Raw genomic sequence first — 16,883 nt, forward strand, 5'->3', positions numbered from 1 at the left:
GCACGACGCTAATGAGGAGATGAAGAATTTGGCAGTGTGAGATTTTTTTAACGGGTGTCCGGACCGAGCGTGCCGAGGACTCGGGCGGTGGCCGGTGTGGGTCGCGGGGCGACGGAGGGAGGCGGGTGGCCGAACCCGGCTGCAACCGCTGTCGCTGATGCGGCACTTCGCTCTCGCGATGCTTTGCAGAATGCCGCAAGGTGCGGCGCATGAAGGGTTATTGCCCTCTTTGCATGCCTCCTGCAAAGAACAGAATTCGACGTGCGGCGTGGGCCGGTGAACTGCTCGGCACCGTGCTCCCGTGCGCCGTCGCCCTACTGGTGCTACCGCTGCGCCCATCCGATGCGGGCGGTCTCGGACGACCGCCGACTGCGGGGCGACCGCGCCTCCGCGGCCGAGATCCGGCAATGCCGCACGTGGGACGTGCCGCGGTGCGGCCGCGACTCAGTCCGCCGCGCGCAGAGCCTCCGCGATCTCCTGGTCCGCGACGGCCATGGCGGCCTCGGCCCGGGTGTACCAGATCTCGCGCCGTGCCGCGGAGAGACCCGACCACGGGTGCCGCTCGGCGCTGTACCCCAGAGTGCGGTACAGCGCTGTCGCATAGCGTTCACGCCGGTCGGTCTCGCTCATGTGGTCGCTTCCTCGGGGGAGTGGGCGGGTTTCGGGGACCATCGGGGTACGGCGGAGCCCGGCCGTCCGGTCCGGGCGCGAGTCTGGCACGCCGGTGCCCCGGACGCCGAGCCCGTCGGCTGCCGGTCCGGTCCGGCCGCCTGGCCGCGGTCCCGGCCCTCGGGGCGCCCGGGCCGGTGCTCGGAACGGCGCGCGTCCGTTCTGCGCGTCCGTTGTGAGCTATCGTCCCGTGTCAACGATTTAAGGCGAGATGCACGTTTTCGGAGTGAGGTATCGCTGGGCGCCGCCCTGCCGCTCCCGGCCGAGCCGCAGGGTGCGGCGGCGGGCGCGGGAGGTGCGATGGACGGCGTGCGCAGTGGCTTCGCCGCGATGGACGACGGGGTGCGGCTGCACTACCTGGAGGCCGGCAGCGGTCCGGATCTGCTCCTGGTGCCGGGCTGGTCCCAGACCGCGGCGCAATGGCGCCACCAGATCACCGACTTCGCCAGCACACACCATGTCGTCGCCGTCGACCACCGCGGCCACGGCCGCTCGGACAAGCCGGACCACGGCTACCGGATCGCCCGGCTGACGGCGGACACCCACCAGCTCATGCGCGCCCTGGAGCTGGACGACGTCGCCTGGGTGGCCCACTCCATGGGGTGCGCGCTGGCCTGGTCCTACTGGGAACTGTTCGGCGGCGCCGGTCTGGCACGCCTGGTGCTGTTCGACGAGCCCGCCGTGCTGGTCCGACGGCCGCACTGGCCCGAGGAGCTGGCGCCCCGCCTCGGCGCGCTGTACGGACTCGAGCAGATCACCGGCGTCGTCGCACAGCTCCAGGATCCGCAGGCGGACGCCGAGGCACTGACCGCCGGGTTCCTGGACGCGATGTGGACCCCGGCCGCGACGGAGGAGGACCGCCGCTGGGTGCTCGCGCAGAACCTGCTCCTCCCCCGGGAGTACGCGGGCCGGCTACTGCTGGACAACGTCATGCAGGACTGGCGTGATGTCCTGCCCCGGATCACCGTACCGACACTGGCCATGGGCGGGGCGCAGAGCGTGATTCCGACCGCGGCGGCGCGCGCGGTCGCCTCCGCCGTACCCGGTGCCGCCCTGCGCATCCTCGACCGGCGCGGCAGCCACTTCGCGTTCTGGGAGAACCCCGCGGCCTTCAACCGGGAGGTCCGGGCCTTCCTGGAGACCGCCGTGGACTGACCGGTGCCGGAACGGTACGGCCCCGGGCGGGGCCGTACCGTCAGCCGCCGGTGCGCCCCGCGTCCACGCGCCGACCGCGCGTCGCGTCCACCACGACCGGGATGCCGTCCGGGATCCGCCCTTCCAGAGCGTCGAGCAGCCGTGCGACCGGCGGGAGTTCCCCGGGGGAGCGGACATGGATGTGCAGTGTCCTGGAGGCCGCGTCCACCCGGGTGACGGACGAGCCGGGCGCGTCGGCCAGCCAGTGCTGGGCCACGTCCTTGGCCCGGCCGGTCCAGGCGTTCAGCAGCAGCGTGAGCGCGGTGTTGGCCGACAGCGGGACGAACACCACGGCGAACAGCAGCGCCATGCCGACGTACGTTCTGCGCGTCGGCCGGCCGGTGCCCGCGGCGGGCCCCGCGACTTCGGTGCCGTAACCCAGCGCGGCGAAGACCACCATGCCGCCGAAGACCAGCGCGAAGAGGTTGGACACGAACAGCACCAGCGCCCCCAGTGCCAGCCAGCCGGCCAGGTGACCGAGACACACCCCGGCCACCACCAGTGGCGGGACGAGGGAGATGGCGATCGCCACCCCCGGCAGCACGGCGGCGACGTCTCTGCGGGCGAGCGCGACGGCACCGGCGAAGCCCGTCGCCAGGGCGGCGGCCAGATCCATCAGGCCCGGTGAGGTCCGCGAGGCGATCTGACTGTCCGACAGCAGGTTGAAGTCGGCTGGCAGGACCAGCGAGAACAGCGCTCCGACAGCGATCACCAGGAGGCAGGCGAAGACGACGACTCTGAGCGCGCCGGTTCGCAGGCGCTGCACCGAGCCCAGCGCGATGCCCATGATCGGCGTGGAGAGCGGTGCGATGATCATCGCGCCGATGACGGTGGCCGTCGAGTCCGTGAGCACGCCGCCCGCCGCGATCACCGAGGAGAGCGTCAGTATCGTCCAGAACGCCGACGCCTTGGCGGCGGTGTCCCCGTAGGCGGGGGCGAGGTCCCGCGCGAGCTCGTCCGGGGAGCGGCGCTGGGCGGTCGGCAGAACACGGGCACGAACTCCGCTGAGCATGTCCCCGAGTATCGGCGCCGACACGGATCCGGCGTGCAGGACACGATGCCCGATGGTCGATCACCGTCCCGGGCGGACTGTTCCGTGGGCACGACACGCCCTGAGAGCGCATTCCGCCGCCCCGCACGGCACGCCCGGCACCGGGCCCGGGCGGGAGCCCCCCGCTACCGCGCCGCCGCCCGGTGCGGCCCGACGGCGCCCGCGGCCGCGTCCCGGGCGGCTTCGAGCCGGGCCTGGTGCGCCACGGCGGCCGCGAACGCGCTGCCTCCCTCGCCGGGGATCTGGTTGCGCATCCGCACCACCGAGACCCCGGCGGCGACCGCCGTCGCCAGGTCGGCGATCTCCAGCCACAGCGCCTGGGCGCGGTCCGCGACCGCCTCGGCCTGCTCGTAGGCGCCCCGGTAGTGCCAGCGTTCCGCGACGTCCCGGTACAGCAGCACTCCGCCGACGGCGTCCCCGGCCCGGCCGGTGATCCGCGCCCGCGCCTCCCGGACCAGCAGCGCGTCGGGGTGGGAGAGGCCGAGCGCGTTCGCGGCGTGCTCGTCGAGCCGGGCGGCCAGGGTCTCGGCCTCGTCCGCGCGGCCCGCCGCCGCGTACCCGTCGAGGCGGGCGACGGCCTCGGAGAGGGCTTCGAGGGTGGCCGCTCCCGCGACGGGCGCGGCGTCGGCCGGCTCCGGTGCCGGCTGCGCCTGACCGGGCTCCGGGCGGGGGGCCCGACCCGGCGCGGTGCGCTTCCTGGACGCCTTGCCCTGCCGGGCGCCGACGGGCAGCTCGCCGACCGCTCCGTCCGGTGAGATCACCAGGTGCCACACGGTGCCGTCCCGTTCGGTCGCCGCGGCCCGCACCGGCCGTCCGAGCCCCGCGGCCGCAGCGGTCACCGCGTCCACGGCCGCGGCCCGGGTGGGGTGTTCGGCCGCGGGCAGCAGCGGGCCGGAGACGGCCACCCGGCCGCTGTCCCGCACGACGAAGGCGTAGGCCGGCCAGCCGGGTACCTCGGCGGGCTCGTAGGTGGTGGGCATGGAGCTCCCTTCCTGGTGAGATTCCCCGGCGCTAGCGCACGGTGACGTCGGCGACCCGCCAGTCCGCGCCGGCGGACTTCCGGACGAGGTGCACATAGGCCACCACAGGGGCCGGCTCCCGCGTCCAGCCGTCGCGCCCGTGCGGGGTGGCGGTGACGGTCAGCTGCCGCCAGGCCACGGTGCCGGTGTCCGCCGGCTTCGCCGCGTCCTCGGTCCGGTCCAACGCGACCGTGGTGTAGGCGCGGTGGTCCGCCCACCGCTGCCACTGGGCGCCGGGCGCCGCACCGCCGCGCCGCCCGCCGAGCTGCCGCGCGTACGAGCGGGTCAGCCAGCCGGCGTCCGCGGTGCGCCGGGCCGCGTCCCCGGGCCCGTCGTCGACGGCGGTGTCGTGCGTCCACATCGCGGTGAGCGTCCCCTCGGCGACCTCGTCGGGGTTCTTCCCGTCCACGTCCTGGGGCTTCGGGACGCCGCCCTTCGGGGTGCCCCGCGTCTTCTTCTCCGCCGAACCGCTGGGCGAGGGCGAGTGCGAGGCGCCGCTGTCCGCGGCCGATGGCTCCGACGGCTCTGCCGCCGACGGCGAGTGCGAGGCCGAAGTGCCCGCTTCCGGCTGCCGCGTGGCGCCCCCGGACGCGGCGACGTCCTCGGAGCCGCAGCCGGCCAGGGTGGCGGCGAGTGTGAGCGTGAGTACCGCAGCCGCGGTCCCGGCGCGCCGACCAAGTGCTGTCATCCGAACCTTCTCACCTTCTGGGGCCTGCTGGTGTAGTAGCTGTCACCGAGCCGACTGATCTTCACCACGTCGCCCGTCTTCGGCGCGTGGATGAACTGCCCGTTTCCGACGTAGATGCCGATGTGGTCGAAGCTGCCGTGCAGGTCGAAGCCGATCACGTCACCCGGCCGCAGCGCGTCCCGGTCCACGGGTCTGCCCACGGTGACCTGAACCTGCGAGGTGCGGGGCAGGAGTGTCCGGCCGCCGCTGGCGTGGTAGACGGCCGCCTGGACCAGGCTTGAGCAGTCGAACCCCACCGTGTTCGCCCCCTGCGCGAAGCCCCGGCTCGGGCCCTCCGGGCCGCCGCCTCCCCACGCGTACGGAGTGCCCAGCCACTTCTTGGCGTAGGCCACCACGCGGTCGCCGAACGGGCCGCCCTCCTCGTCCGCCATGCCGCCGGAGTAGCCGGTCATCGCCGCGATGATCCTGGTGACGTAGCTCTGCGTCTCCGGATACGGCGGCAGCCCGCCGAACTCCTGGACCGCGCCCGGTCCCGCGTTGTACGCGGCGAGGATCAGCCGGGTCAGGTCCGCGCCGTTGCCCAGCGGCGCCACCTTCTTCGCGAGCCAGCAGTCGTAGCGGGCCTGAGTCATGATGGCGTCGCCGGGGGTGAACGGATCGGCGGTCCCGTCCGGTTCGGAACTCCCGTCCCGGCCCGCCGCGTCCACCCCCCAGGTCTTCCAGGTGCCGGGCAGGAACTGGCTCAGCCCCTGCGCCCCGGCGTGGCTCTGCGCGTTGGCGTTCCAGCCCGACTCGGCGTCGATCTGCGCGGCGATCAACGGCGCGCTCACCTCGGCGCACTCGTGTCCCGCCCGCTCGACCCACGCCACGTACTCCGGCGGGACGTTCCGGGAGTCGAGCGTGGTCACCAGCCCCACCGGAGCCCCGGCTTCCTCCTCCTCGGCGGCCGCCACGACGGACAGTCCGACCAGCACGGCGAGCAGGCCGGCTGCGACACCCCCAGCCACCCTCGACGCGGTCGCGGGCATCCGCACCCCCTCTTGAACCAGTTCCGGCGAAAGTCCGTATGAGGGTCCGCAGTCCGAAATCCAGCACGTGGAACCACGTGACCACCCACGAGTTCGAGCGCGGCGTCGAGACGCCGCCGAAGGGAGAGGCCATGGCCGGGGAAGTGCCGGTTTCCAACCCCTGGCTCTCTCCGACTCCGGCCCACCCTTCGGGGGGCAACAACGGGGAGCCGCGGCGATCGGTTCAGGACGGTCCGACGCCGGTCACCGGCCCGACCGCCCCGCAGGGCGGGGTGCCGTGGCCGGACCGGATGCTGCCCGTCGCCCCGACGCGGCAGGAGACCGGGCACGGCTGGTGGTGGCTGGGCGTCCACGGCGGCGCCGGGGTCAGCACTCTGGAGCAGGCGGTGCCCGGCGGCCGGGACGCGGGCCGCGCCTGGCCCTCGGCCGGGACGCCGCAGCCGGTCGTCCTCGTGGCGCGCTCCGACGCGGGCGGCCTGAAGGCCGTGCAGAGCGCCGCGCAGCAGTGGGCCTCGCAACTCGTCACCGGTGTCGACCTGCTGGGCCTGGTCGTCGTCGCCGACGCTCCCGGCCGCCGGCCCAGGGCCCTGCGCGACCTGCTGTACCTCGTCTCCGGCGCCGTGCCCCGGCTGTGGGAGATCCCGTGGGTGGAGCAGTGGCGGCTCGGGGAGTCGGCGCTGACCCATCTCCCGAAGGAATGCGCGCCCTTGGCACGCGATCTGACCCGACTCATCCGACCCGCCTGAAGGGGAAACCCGCATGTCCACTCTGCTGGCGGCCGCCTCCGCCGCCTCACAGGAACTCGCCCGGCTCGCCGCCGGGTCGGTGCCCTCCGGGCCTCCGGACGTCGGCGGCGGCGCGGCGCCGCCCGGTGCCGACGGACTGCTGACGGTTCTCAAGTGGGTGGCATGGACGGTCACGGCGCTCTGCGTCGCGGGGATCTTCGGGGTCGCGGCGCGGATGGCCCTGGACCACTCCCGGGGCGGGGGACGCGAGCACGCCAAGGGGCTGGGCTATGTGCTGGGCGCCTGCCTGCTGGTGGGGTCCGCCTCCGGCATCGTCGGCGCCCTCGTCTGACGGGTCGCCACGGACTGCGCAGCGATGCGGATCACAGGGAGGGGAAGGGACATGGCAGAGCCCGGCAGCCGCACGGGAAGCGGCGAGTCGCGCAGCCCCTGGCTGCGGAACGGCTTCGTCCTCGCGGTCGCGTTCATCGGCTTCGTCGCCGTCGTCGGAGTGGCGGTCCTCGTCTCCTCCGACCCACCGGAGGGCCGCTCCGGCGCCGTCCCGCCGGCCCCGGGTACGGACGCCGGAACCGTACAACCACCCCCGTCCGCCGCGGCGGACCGCGGTGACTGCCCCGAGCGGGAGGACACGGGCAGGAAGGTCCCCACCGCTCCGCCGGAGGGCGTGGGCTGGAAGCTGTTCCACTCCGTCGCCCTCCCCTCGTCGAAGGCCGCGGGCCCGGCCGTGGTCGAGAAGGACGTGGCGCGTTGCTACGCGCACACCCCGCTCGGCGCGCTGCTGGCGTCCAGTCAGATCAGTGTCCGCTATCTGGCCGCCGACGACTGGCAGGGCGTCACCCGCGCGCAGACCGTCGGCGACGGCCGGGAGCCCTACCTGAAGGCCCGCGCCGCCTCGGAGCGCACGGCGGACCCGCGGGCCCAGGAGGGCGCCGCCCAGGGGCAGATCGCCGGGTTCGACTTCGTGAGCTACACCGGCGGCACCGCCGTGATCCGCACCGTGTGGCGGTTCCAGGACGGCCGGATGCAGGCCGCGGCCACCACCGTGCTGTGGCGGGACGGCGACTGGAAGCTGGAGTACCCGGCCGATCCGCCGGCGCCCACCCCGGTCGACTCCCTGGCCGGATACGTCGAATGGGGTGGTGTGTGATGGCGGGCTGCGACTTCGGCTGGGTGCGCCCCACGGTCGGCGGGTACTGCGTGGGCGATGGGGAGGGCACGGGTCCGAAGGACCTCGGCGACAGCGCGTTCGACAACATCGTCGACAGCGCCGCCCAGGCGGCCGCCGACACCGTCAAGGCACTCGGCAGCGCGTGGACGGACATCGACAGCCCCCTGCTGAGCTACGACAGCGGGCCCGCGGCGTTCCTGCGCGGCTCCACCCTGTGGTTCACCTCCTTCACCGCCGTGCTGTGCCTGGTGATCGCGGCCGGGCACCTCGCCTGGCAGCGGCGCGGCGAACCCGGAAGGCAGGCCGTGCGAGGGCTGCTCAACCTGATCGTCGTCTCCTCCGCCGGGGTCGCTGCGGTCAACCTGTTGACCGTGGCCGGGGACAGGTTCAGCGTCTGGATCATCGACAGGTCGACCGGCTGCGAGCAGATCAGCGCCGCAGGAGAGCCGGTCGAGCAGTGCGTGGACGAGTTCGACGACCGCGTCTCGGCCATGCTCGCGCTGGGCGGGACGGACTCCTCCTTCCTCGTGCTGATCATGTCCCTGCTGGTGATCGGGGCCGGGCTGGTGCAGATCGCCCTCATGATCGCCCGGGTGGCGCTGCTGGTGATCCTCACCGGCACGCTCCCGCTGTCCGCCGCGGCCAGCTCCACCCCGTCCGGCCGGGCCTGGTTCCGCAAGTCCGTCGGCTGGCTGCTGGCGTTCGTGCTCTACAAGCCCACCGCGGCGGTCGTGTACGCGGCCGCGTTCTCCATGGCCGGCGACGCGCCGAAGGGGGAGGGCAACGAGATCGTCTCCATGGTCTCGGGCGTCGTCCTGCTGGTGCTGGCCTGCTGCACCCTCCCCGCGCTGCTCCGCCTCGCCGCCCCAGCGGTACAGGCGACGACCGCGGGCCTCGGCGGCGGCTCGTCCTCCGGCTCCGGCGGCGGCCGGGTCGTGGCCGGCGGCGCGCTGGCCGTGCCGCAGTTGCGCGGACCCGCGGCCGGACGGTCGGTCTCCGGTGCCACCGCGGTCCGGGAGCGCGGGGACGCCACCGGCGCACGCAGCAGTCCGGGGCACGCCGCGAGCAGCCGTCGGCCCGCACAGGGCGCGGGCGGAACACAGGCGACGCCAGGGGCCGAACACTCCGCCGCCGACCGGCGCGCGGGCCCATCGCGTCCGGCGGCCCTGCTCGACCGCCCCGGAGAGGCGGAACAGACCGCCCCGGGCGATCCCGCCGACCCGGCCGGCCCCACAGCCGTCAAGGAGACGCTCTCCTCCGCGCTCTCGACGGCCACCCACCGACACCGTGACGACCCGCAGGGGGAACCCCATGGCAGTGACTGAAGGATCCGGCCCGCGCACCTACGGCAACTTCCGCAGGCCGCGCGCCTCCGGACTGCGGGGCCTGTCGCTGGGGGCGACCATGCTGCTGTTCGGCGGCCTCATCGCCGTCGTCCTCAGCACGCTGATCTCCGTGTGGATCGCGCTGGCCCTGGCCGTCGTGCTGGCACTGGCCATGGCACCGCTGGCGGTGCGCGACCGGCACGGCCGCACCCTGATGCAGCGCGGCGCGGTGCGGCTCGCCTGGTGGCGCAACACCTCCTCCGGCGGCAACCTCTACCGGTCCGGTCCGCTGGGCCGGGCGGGCGGCGGCACCTGCCGGCTGCCGGGACTGGCCGCGCAGTCGTCCCTGAGCGAGGCGCAGGACGGCTACGGCCGCCCGTTCGCCGTCATCACCGTGCCCGCGACCAACCACCACACGGTGGTCGTCTCCTGCGACGCGGACGGCGCGGCGCTGGTCGACGAGCGGCAGGTCGACATCTGGGTGGCCCACTGGGGCCAGTGGCTCTCGGCGCTCGGCACCGAACCGGGGCTCGTGGCCGCCAGTGTCACCGTGGAGACCGCGCCCGACCCCGGAGTCCGGCTCCAGCAGGAGATCGGTGCCAACGCCGTCGACGACGCGCCGGACCTGGCCCGGGAGATGCTGCGCGACGTGGTCGCCGCCTATCCCAGCGGTTCGGCGCAGATCAGCACCCGGATCGCGCTGACCTACTCGGGTGCGGCCCGCGCGGGTGCCCCGCGCCGCAACGTCGAGGAGATGGCGGTGCACATCGGGACCCGGCTGCCGGGACTCACCGCCGGACTGTCCATGACGGGCGCGGGCACAGCCGTCCCGATGACGGCGACCGAACTCGCCGAGGCGGTGCGGGTCGCCTACGACCCGACCGTCGCGCAGCTGGTCGAGGAGGCACGCGCCGCCGGAGGCACCGGGCTCACCTGGGACCAGGCGGGTCCGACCGCCGCGCAGGAGGAGTGGGACCACTATCGGCACGACGGGGTGCACAGCATCACCTGGGCCATGACCGAGGCACCGCAGGGCGAGGTGTTCTCCAACGTGCTGACCGGGCTGGTGCAGCCCAGCCGAGACATCGCCCGCAAGCGGGTCACGCTGCTCTACCGTCCGCACAGCCGCGCCGAGGGCGCCCGCGTCGTCCAGCAGGACTACAAGAACGCGCTGTTCACCGCGCAGCAGCAGCCGATCGGCCGCGCGAGCGACGACGCGGAGGTGGTGGCGGCCCGGAAGGCGGCCGAGGAGCAGGCCCAGGGGCACGGAGTGATCCAGTTCGGTCTGCTGATCACCGCGACCGTCGACTCCGCCGAGGACCTGCCCCGGGCCACCGCGGCGGTGGACAACCTGGCGCCGGCCGCCCGCATCGCGGTCCGGCCCGCCTACGGTTCGCAGGCTGCGGCCTTCGCCGCCGCGCTGCCCCTGGGCCTGGTGCTGCCGCTGCACACCGCGCTGCCGCAGACCGTACGGGACGCGATGTAGCGCGGACCACGACCGGCTGCGCCGTCGGAAGTCGCCCAGGCGCCGCAGCCGGGGGCCCGCGTTCCCGTCGGCGGCGCGGGCGACCCAGGGGCCGGACACCACGTACCCGCGGATCGGGAGACGGGGCGGGGGCACCCCCGGACACGGCCACACAGCACAGGAGGACTTGATGGCACGTAAGGCCGAGAAGACGCGGGCACGCGGTGCCGGCCCGAGCCTGCCGCGGGCCACCGCGCGGGGCTGGCCCGGGCGGGGCGGCGGCATGGTCGGATACGTCGATCCCGCACCGGAGTGGCGTGGCACCTCCGTCCAGGTCTGCGGCCTGTGGCCGTTCGGCGCCGGAGCGGGGACCCCGATGGTGGGGGTGCCGCTCGGCCGTGACCTGGACTCGGGGGCTACGGTCTGCTGCGACCCGGTGAGCTGGTTCATGCGCACGGGCCTGCTGGCCAACCCGTCGATGTTCGTCCTGGGCCGCCCCGGACTCGGCAAGTCCACCGTGGTGCGGCGGATGGCGCTCGGCCTGTCCGGCTACGGTGTCCACCCGCTCATCTTCGGCGACCTCAAGCCCGACTACGTCGACCTCATCCGCGCGATCGGCGGGCAGGTCATCAGCCTCGGCCGGGGGCGTGGGCACCTCAACGTCCTCGACCCGGGGGAGTCCACGGCGGCGGCCGCCCGGCTCACCGGGGACGCGCGCCGGCAGCTGCTGGCCGCCACCCACAGCCGCCGGCTGCACATGGTGTCCGCGCTGGTGACCATTCTGCGCGCGGAGCCGCCGAGCGACCGCGAGGAGACCGTGCTGGCCGCCGCCCTGGACGTCCTCGACGACCGGCACGGCCCCGGCCGCACGCCGGTCCTCGCGGACCTGGTGCAGGTCATCAAGGAGGCCCCGGAGCCGGTGCGCGCCGTCGCTCTCGACCGCGGCGACATCACCCGCTACCGGGACATCACCGAGAACCTGGAGGCGTCGCTGACCGCGCTGCTGGGAGACGGCCTGCTGGGCGATTCGTTCGCCCGTCCGACCACCGAGCCGATGAAGCTCGACCGGCCGGTGTGCTTCGACGTCAGCAACATCGACGACAGCGAGACCCTGCTCCAGGCCGCCGCGCTGCTGTCCTGCTGGTCCTACGGGTTCGGCGCGGTCTCCGCGGCGCACGCGCTCGCGGACGCCGGACTGGAGCCGCAGCGCAACCACTTCCTGGTGATGGACGAGCTGTGGCGGGTGCTGCAGGCGGGCCGGGGACTGGTCGACCGGGTCAACGCCCTCACCCGGCTGGACAGGCAGCGCGGTGTGGGTCTCGCCATGGTCACCCACACCATCGGCGACCTGCTCGCGCTCCCCACCGAGGAGGACCGCATCAAGGCGAAGGGCTTCGTCGAGCGCGCGGGCATGGTCGTCTGCGCCGGTCTGCCCCCGGCCGAGATGCCGCAGCTGGCGCAGGTGGTGGAGCTCACCGAGGTGGAGAAGCGGCTGCTGGTCGACTGGTCCACGCCGCCGGCCTGGGACAGTGCCCGCAGCCGCCAGGCCGACCCGCCCGGGCTCGGCAACTTCCTCGTCAAGGTCGGCAGCCGCCCCGGCATCCCCGCCCATGTGGACCTGACCGCCGGGGAACTGGACGTCAACAACACCAACAAGCGCTGGAACAAGACGGCCTGATCCGTGCGCCGGACCGCCGGGCCCGGCCTCCAGGTCCCCGCCGGTGAACCGTTCCGGCCGCCGATCCGTGAACAGAGGCGGAGGCCGGGCCCCCACCCGGGCCTCCGCCCGAGTCGGGTCCGGGGCGCGCTCCCCGTTCGGCGCCCCGGACCCGGTCCGGAGACGGGAGGGGAGACGGGACGGGCAAGGCCGCCACTGGCTGTCGTTGCCGCCGTTGCACCGATCAGTCCAGGAACCCCTGCTGAGTCGGGGTTCGTTCGTCGCAAGCCGAGTCGTCAGGGAGTGGTGCACCTATGAGCGAGGACGGAGAAGCACGGCCGCCGGGCATGCCGCCGGGCCGGTCCGAGTCCGCCTCCTTCGACGTCGTCATCACCGGCGAGGGCGCCGCGTCGATCGACGGCGAGCCGGTCCCGGTGCTGGGGGAGCAGCCGCTGGACACCGCGATCCTGGACACCCTGCACGGGTACGCGCAGCTGCGGGACGACCCGGTCACGGCCGCCATCTCCAACCCGGCGACGGGCTATGCGGTGCGCGTCGAGGTCGGTCCCGACGGCTCCAGCCGGCTCGCGGAGCAGGACGCCGCGGACGGCGGTGCCCCCGGAGGCGGTGCCGGCGACGCCGCGGCAGCCGTTCCCGCGGCCCCGCCCGGACCGGCGCCGGCGCCCCCGGCCGAGCCCGCGGCGGGGGAGGCGCCGACCGCCCCGCAGCCGGCCGCCGGGGACGGCGCGTCGGCAGCCGGCGCGAGCGCGGTCGACGCGCCCGTCGGGCAGCCGCGACCGGCCGCCCGATCGCGTACGGCGCTGCCGTCGATCCCGCGGCCGTCGATCCCGCGCCCGTCCATGCCGTCCATTCGGCGTCCGTCCCTCCCGGCGCTCTCGCCAGGATCCCGGAAGGGCGAGGGTGGCGCGAACCGCGGCTCGGACGTGGAGTTCGTGCCCACCAGCCTGCTCAAGAAGCCGTGGGTGGTCGGGGGCGTGGCCGTCGCGGTTGCGGCACTGGTCACCACGCCGCTGGCGCTGGCCGGGGCCAGCAGCGGGGGCAGCGGCGACAGGGCTGACGGGAAGATCCGGGTCGAGGATCCGAAAGAGCAGCCGGACCGCGGCCCGGGCGGGTCGGTGCGCCCTTCCCGCCCGCCGTTCCCCAGCGGTTCCCCGTCCGGATCCCCCTCACCGGGGGAAGAGGACGCGGACAAGAAGGACAAGCCGAAGTCGGCCGATTCGAAGCCCGAGAAGCCCGACGCCGAGGACACGGAGGACACCGAGAAGGACCCCGGCTCCTCCGACAAGAAGTCCTCCGGCGACAAGGACAAGCACAAGCACGTCAAGAAGGCACCGGGTCGCAGCCGCATCCCGCACGGGGTGACCATGGTCGTGAACCGGAAGACCGGCCGCTGCCTGGACATTCCGGGCACCGGCAAGGGCGAGCCGGACGGCCGGGTCCAGCAGGGCGACTGCGACACCAGCGCCGGTGCCCGCGGCGGCAACCAGCGATGGAAGCTGGATCTGAAGGAGAAGGACGGCGGGCCCGGCAAGGCGGACCTCTACCTGATCCGGAACGTCAAGGACAATCTGTGCCTGGACCTGGCCGGTTTCGGTCCCATGGCCGCCAGGTCTCCGGTGACCGAATACCACTGCCGTCCCAAGAACGACAACCAGCTCTGGTGGCTCGACAAGCGCTCCAACGGCACGTACTGGATCCGCAACCACGAGAGCGGCAACCAGTGCCTCGACGTGGCCGGTGCCGGGGAGACGACGAACGTCCCGCTGCTGATCTACGGTTGCGACGACGCGGACGACCACCAGTGGCGCTTCAAGAAGCCGTGAGGTCCGGGCCCCGCCGGGAACGGCAGCCATCCCGGGAGCCGGCCGGCCCCGCGCCGCGCGCGGTCGCCGGCGACCGCGGGGAACCGGCTCCCGGGCTGCCGGTGTGCCACCGGCGGGTGGTCAGTCCCGCGGTGTGCTGTCGGGCTCGCCGTCCAGCGTGCGGAGCTTCTCGCGGATTCCCGCGGCGTCCCGGTGGTTGAACTCCTCGAGCAGTGCAAGTGCGCGGCTCCACTGCTCGCGTGCGGCATCCGGCGCGCCGGCGGCCAGGTGGACGTCGCCCAGGTGCTCGATGGTCTGTGCCTCGCCCCACCGGTTGCCGACCGCCCGGTGCTTGGTGAGCGCGTGCCGGTAGTGCTCGACGGCCGCGTCGTGGTGCTGGAGGCGGTGGTGCACCGTACCCAGAAAGTCCAGCGAGATGCCCTCCACCCAGGTGTTGGCGGTGGCGCGTTGCACCTCCAGCGCCCGCTCCAGGTAGCCGCGCGCCTCGTCGAGCCGGCCCAGTCGCAGATGGGCCTCGCCCAGGTTGTTCAGGCAGATGCCCTCGCCCCAGCCGTTCCCGAGAGCCCGGTCGGCCTCCAGCGCCTTGTCCAGGTGGATCAGAGCCTCCTCGACCCGTCCGGCCCGCAGGCAGACGTCGCCGAGGTTGCCGACGATCTGCGAATCACCGCTCTCGTCGCCGAGGGCCTGCCTGGCGGCCAGTCCCTGATGGTAGTGGTCGATGGCCTCGTCCAGCCTGCCCGCGTTGGTCAGCGCATTGGCCAGTCCGGTGAGCGCTTCGACCGTGCCCTTCGGGTCACCGTCCCGGCGCGCCGCCGCCAGGCTGACCCGGTTGCAGGAGACCCAGTCCTTGGTGTGGCTGCGCAGGTAGAAGAAGCCCCACAGGACGGCCGTCAGCCGCCAGGCGATGGCGGAGTGCTCCCCGGCGGCGGCCTGGTTGATCGCCGCGATCAGATTGGCGCGTTCGGCCGAGCACCACTTCAGGGCCTGGTCGTAGGTGGTGAACCGGGGCGCGACACAGCTCCCGGGCAGCGGAACCAGCGGAACCCGCGGCCGGTTCGGAGTGATGAAACGGGAGGTCGCGGCGGCGGCGTGCAGATACCAGACGAGGATCCGCTCGACCGCACGCTCGCGCTCCGGCGCCCCCTCCTCGCAGTCGGCCTGCTCGTGCGCGTAGATCCGCAGCAGGTCGTGGAAGACGTAGCGGCCCGGGAAGTGCTCGGTCAGCAGATGGGCGTGCGTGAGTTCGGTGAGCAGCCCGCGGGTCTCGCGCAGGTCGAGTCCCGCCAGGGCCGCCGTGGCGGGCGCTGAGATGTCCGGTCCGGGCGCGGCGGCCAGCAACTGGAACAGCCGGGCGGCCGGTGCCGACAGCGCGCGGTACGACCACGAGAACACCGCGCGCACGTCGGTGCTGAGATCGCCGCCGGCGAACGCGTCGAGGCTGCCGTGGTTGTCCCGCAGCTCCTCGGCGACCGCGTAGAGCGGAAAGCTTGGGTGGGTGGCGGCGCGCGCGGCGACGATGGCCAGCGCCAGGGGGAGCCGTGCGCAGCAGTCGATGATCTCGTCGGCGGCCTCCGGCTCGGCCGCCATCCGGGCTCTGCCGATCCGCCGGGCCAGGAACTCGCGGGCGTCGGCAGGCGGGAGGGGATTCAGGGTCAGCGGATGGGCGCCGTCGTTGGCGACCAGACCGGTGAGCTGGTTGCGGCTGGTGATGATGGCCAGGCACCCGGGACCGGTGGGCAGCAGGGGCCGCACCTGTTCGGTGTCCCGGGCGTTGTCCAGCAGCAGCAGGACCCGCCGGTCGGCGAGCAGACTGCGGAACAGCGCCGTGCGTCCCTCGGGGCGGTCGGGTATCTGCCCCGGAGGCACGCCCAGCGCGTCGAGGAACCCATGGGTGACCTCCTCCGGAAGCATCGCCGACCCGGTCGCGTCGAAGCCCCGCAGGTTGACGTAGAGCTGGCCGTCGGGGAACCGGTGGGCGATCTCGTGCGCCCAGTGCACCGCCAGGGTGGTCTTGCCGACCCCCGCCATGCCGCCGATCGCGCTGATCACCACCGCGTTCGGATGCCCGCCGTCGGCGGGCAGCAGGCTGTGGGTCTGCGCCAGTTCGCTCTCCCGGCCGGTGAAGACCGGCAGATCGGCGGGGAGTTGGGCCGGGCGTGCCGCGGACGCCGGCCGCGGGGAGTCCGTCGCCACGGTGCCGCCGGAGGACTGCGCCGGCGCCGGCGCGCGCAACGACGGATCGGCGGAGAGCATCCGGGTGTGCAGCTCCACCAGTGCGGCGCCCGGCTCGACTCCCAGCTCCGAGATCAGCGTCCCGCGGATCTCGCCGTACGCCGCCAGGGCCTCGGCCTGCCGCCCGGACCGGTACAGCGCCAGCATGAGCAATTCGTAGAGCCGTTCGCGCAGTGGGTTCCCGGCCGTCAGCGCCGTCAGCCTGGCAGCCACTTCCTCATGGCGCCCCAGCTCCAGACCGATGTCCAGATGGGTCTCGCAGGTGCTCAGCCACTGCTCGTCGAGCCGGTAGCGCTCCGTCACGGCCAGCGGGCCGGGCACCCCGGCCAGTGGCCGGCCGTCCCACAGATCCAGTGCCGCCTGCAGCAACTCGTCGGCAGCGCGCAGGGAACCCCCGGTGCGCAGCTTCTTCGCCTCGGCCACGCGTCGCTCGAACACGTCGAGATCGAAGCCCTCCTGGGCCACCCGGACGAGATAGCCGTCCGCGGCGGAGACGATCACTCGCGGCGCCTGCCCGGACTTCCGGTCCGGCTCCAGCACCTTGCGCAGCCGCGACACATAGGTACGCAGCACGGTGACCGCGCCGGCCGGCGGTTCCTCACCCCAGATGGCGTCCACGAGTTCGCCCACCGTCGCGGGCCGTCCGCGGCGCAGCAGCAGCGCGGCGAACGCGGCACGCTGCTGCGGCGACCCGAGGGCGACCTCCTGCTCCCCGCGCCAGGCTCGGACCGGTCCTAAGACAGCGACACGCAGAGGGGTCGTATGGCTCACCTTCACGAGTTCGACTCTACCGAGGC

Annotated in this window: 14 protein-coding genes; 8 read left to right on the forward strand and 6 right to left on the reverse strand. The window is 73.8% G+C overall.

Translation table 11 applies throughout. The features are described from left to right. Window positions 1–444: 444 nt before the first annotated feature. On the reverse strand, window positions 445–630 hold the full coding sequence (locus ACFYMO_RS01390) for a hypothetical protein (RefSeq protein ID WP_366770879.1): 186 nt from the start codon (window positions 628–630) through the stop codon (window positions 445–447). 339 nt (window positions 631–969) lie between these two features. Between ACFYMO_RS01390 and ACFYMO_RS01395 the strand changes: the two genes are divergently transcribed. After that, complete coding sequence (locus tag ACFYMO_RS01395) at window positions 970–1,824, forward strand: alpha/beta fold hydrolase (RefSeq protein ID WP_388543454.1); 855 nt, start codon at window positions 970–972, stop codon at window positions 1,822–1,824. Between the two features lie 40 nt (window positions 1,825–1,864). On the opposite strand, the gene ACFYMO_RS01400 is transcribed toward ACFYMO_RS01395, so the two are convergent. From ACFYMO_RS01400 to ACFYMO_RS01415, 4 genes are all read right to left on the reverse strand, one after another. Beyond that, on the reverse strand, window positions 1,865–2,875 hold the full coding sequence (locus ACFYMO_RS01400; protein ID WP_388543456.1) for a DUF389 domain-containing protein: 1,011 nt from the start codon (window positions 2,873–2,875) through the stop codon (window positions 1,865–1,867). A 164-nt stretch (window positions 2,876–3,039) separates the two neighbouring features. After that, window positions 3,040–3,894, reverse strand: coding sequence for a hypothetical protein (locus ACFYMO_RS01405; protein ID WP_366770876.1), 855 nt, complete (start codon window positions 3,892–3,894; stop codon window positions 3,040–3,042). 31 nt (window positions 3,895–3,925) lie between these two features. Next, window positions 3,926–4,621 carry a hypothetical protein gene (locus ACFYMO_RS01410; protein WP_366770875.1) on the reverse strand — a complete coding sequence of 232 codons (696 nt, stop codon included), beginning with the start codon at window positions 4,619–4,621 and terminating at the stop codon, window positions 3,926–3,928. Then, window positions 4,618–5,649 carry an NlpC/P60 family protein gene (locus ACFYMO_RS01415; RefSeq protein WP_366770874.1) on the reverse strand — a complete coding sequence of 344 codons (1,032 nt, stop codon included), beginning with the start codon at window positions 5,647–5,649 and terminating at the stop codon, window positions 4,618–4,620. The genes ACFYMO_RS01410 and ACFYMO_RS01415 overlap by 4 nt, the downstream gene beginning before the upstream one ends. Window positions 5,650–5,726: 77 nt before the next feature. Between ACFYMO_RS01415 and ACFYMO_RS01420 the strand changes: the two genes are divergently transcribed. From ACFYMO_RS01420 to ACFYMO_RS01450, 7 genes are all read left to right on the forward strand, one after another. Next, the gene (locus tag ACFYMO_RS01420; RefSeq protein WP_366770873.1) at window positions 5,727–6,395 is read left to right on the forward strand and encodes a DUF6668 family protein; all 669 of its coding nucleotides are present in this window, start codon (window positions 5,727–5,729) and stop codon (window positions 6,393–6,395) included. A 13-nt stretch (window positions 6,396–6,408) separates the two neighbouring features. Further along, window positions 6,409–6,726: a hypothetical protein gene (locus ACFYMO_RS01425; protein WP_366770872.1), complete on the forward strand. Its 318-nt coding sequence runs from the start codon at window positions 6,409–6,411 to the stop codon at window positions 6,724–6,726. Between the two features lie 51 nt (window positions 6,727–6,777). After that, the gene (locus ACFYMO_RS01430; protein ID WP_388543459.1) at window positions 6,778–7,542 is read left to right on the forward strand and encodes a hypothetical protein; all 765 of its coding nucleotides are present in this window, start codon (window positions 6,778–6,780) and stop codon (window positions 7,540–7,542) included. Continuing rightward, window positions 7,542–8,888, forward strand: a complete 1,347-nt coding sequence (locus ACFYMO_RS01435) for a hypothetical protein (RefSeq protein ID WP_388543460.1) — start codon at window positions 7,542–7,544, stop codon at window positions 8,886–8,888. Before ACFYMO_RS01430 ends, ACFYMO_RS01435 begins: the two co-directional genes overlap by 1 nt. Beyond that, entirely contained in the window at window positions 8,875–10,374 is a 1,500-nt protein-coding gene (locus tag ACFYMO_RS01440) for an SCO6880 family protein (RefSeq protein ID WP_388543462.1), read from the forward strand. The genes ACFYMO_RS01435 and ACFYMO_RS01440 overlap by 14 nt, the downstream gene beginning before the upstream one ends. Before the next feature lie 169 nt (window positions 10,375–10,543). Beyond that, a complete protein-coding gene (locus ACFYMO_RS01445; RefSeq protein WP_388543464.1) occupies window positions 10,544–12,031 on the forward strand; it encodes an ATP/GTP-binding protein in 1,488 nt (495 codons plus the stop codon). A gap of 293 nt (window positions 12,032–12,324) precedes the next feature. Then, entirely contained in the window at window positions 12,325–13,854 is a 1,530-nt protein-coding gene (locus ACFYMO_RS01450; RefSeq protein ID WP_366770867.1) for an RICIN domain-containing protein, read from the forward strand. Between the two features lie 120 nt (window positions 13,855–13,974). On the opposite strand, the gene ACFYMO_RS01455 is transcribed toward ACFYMO_RS01450, so the two are convergent. After that, on the reverse strand, window positions 13,975–16,863 hold the full coding sequence (locus ACFYMO_RS01455; protein WP_388543466.1) for a BTAD domain-containing putative transcriptional regulator: 2,889 nt from the start codon (window positions 16,861–16,863) through the stop codon (window positions 13,975–13,977). Window positions 16,864–16,883 lie beyond the last annotated feature (20 nt).

The organism is Streptomyces sp. NPDC007025 (assembly GCF_042869455.1).
GTDB lineage: Bacteria > Actinomycetota > Actinomycetes > Streptomycetales > Streptomycetaceae > Streptomyces.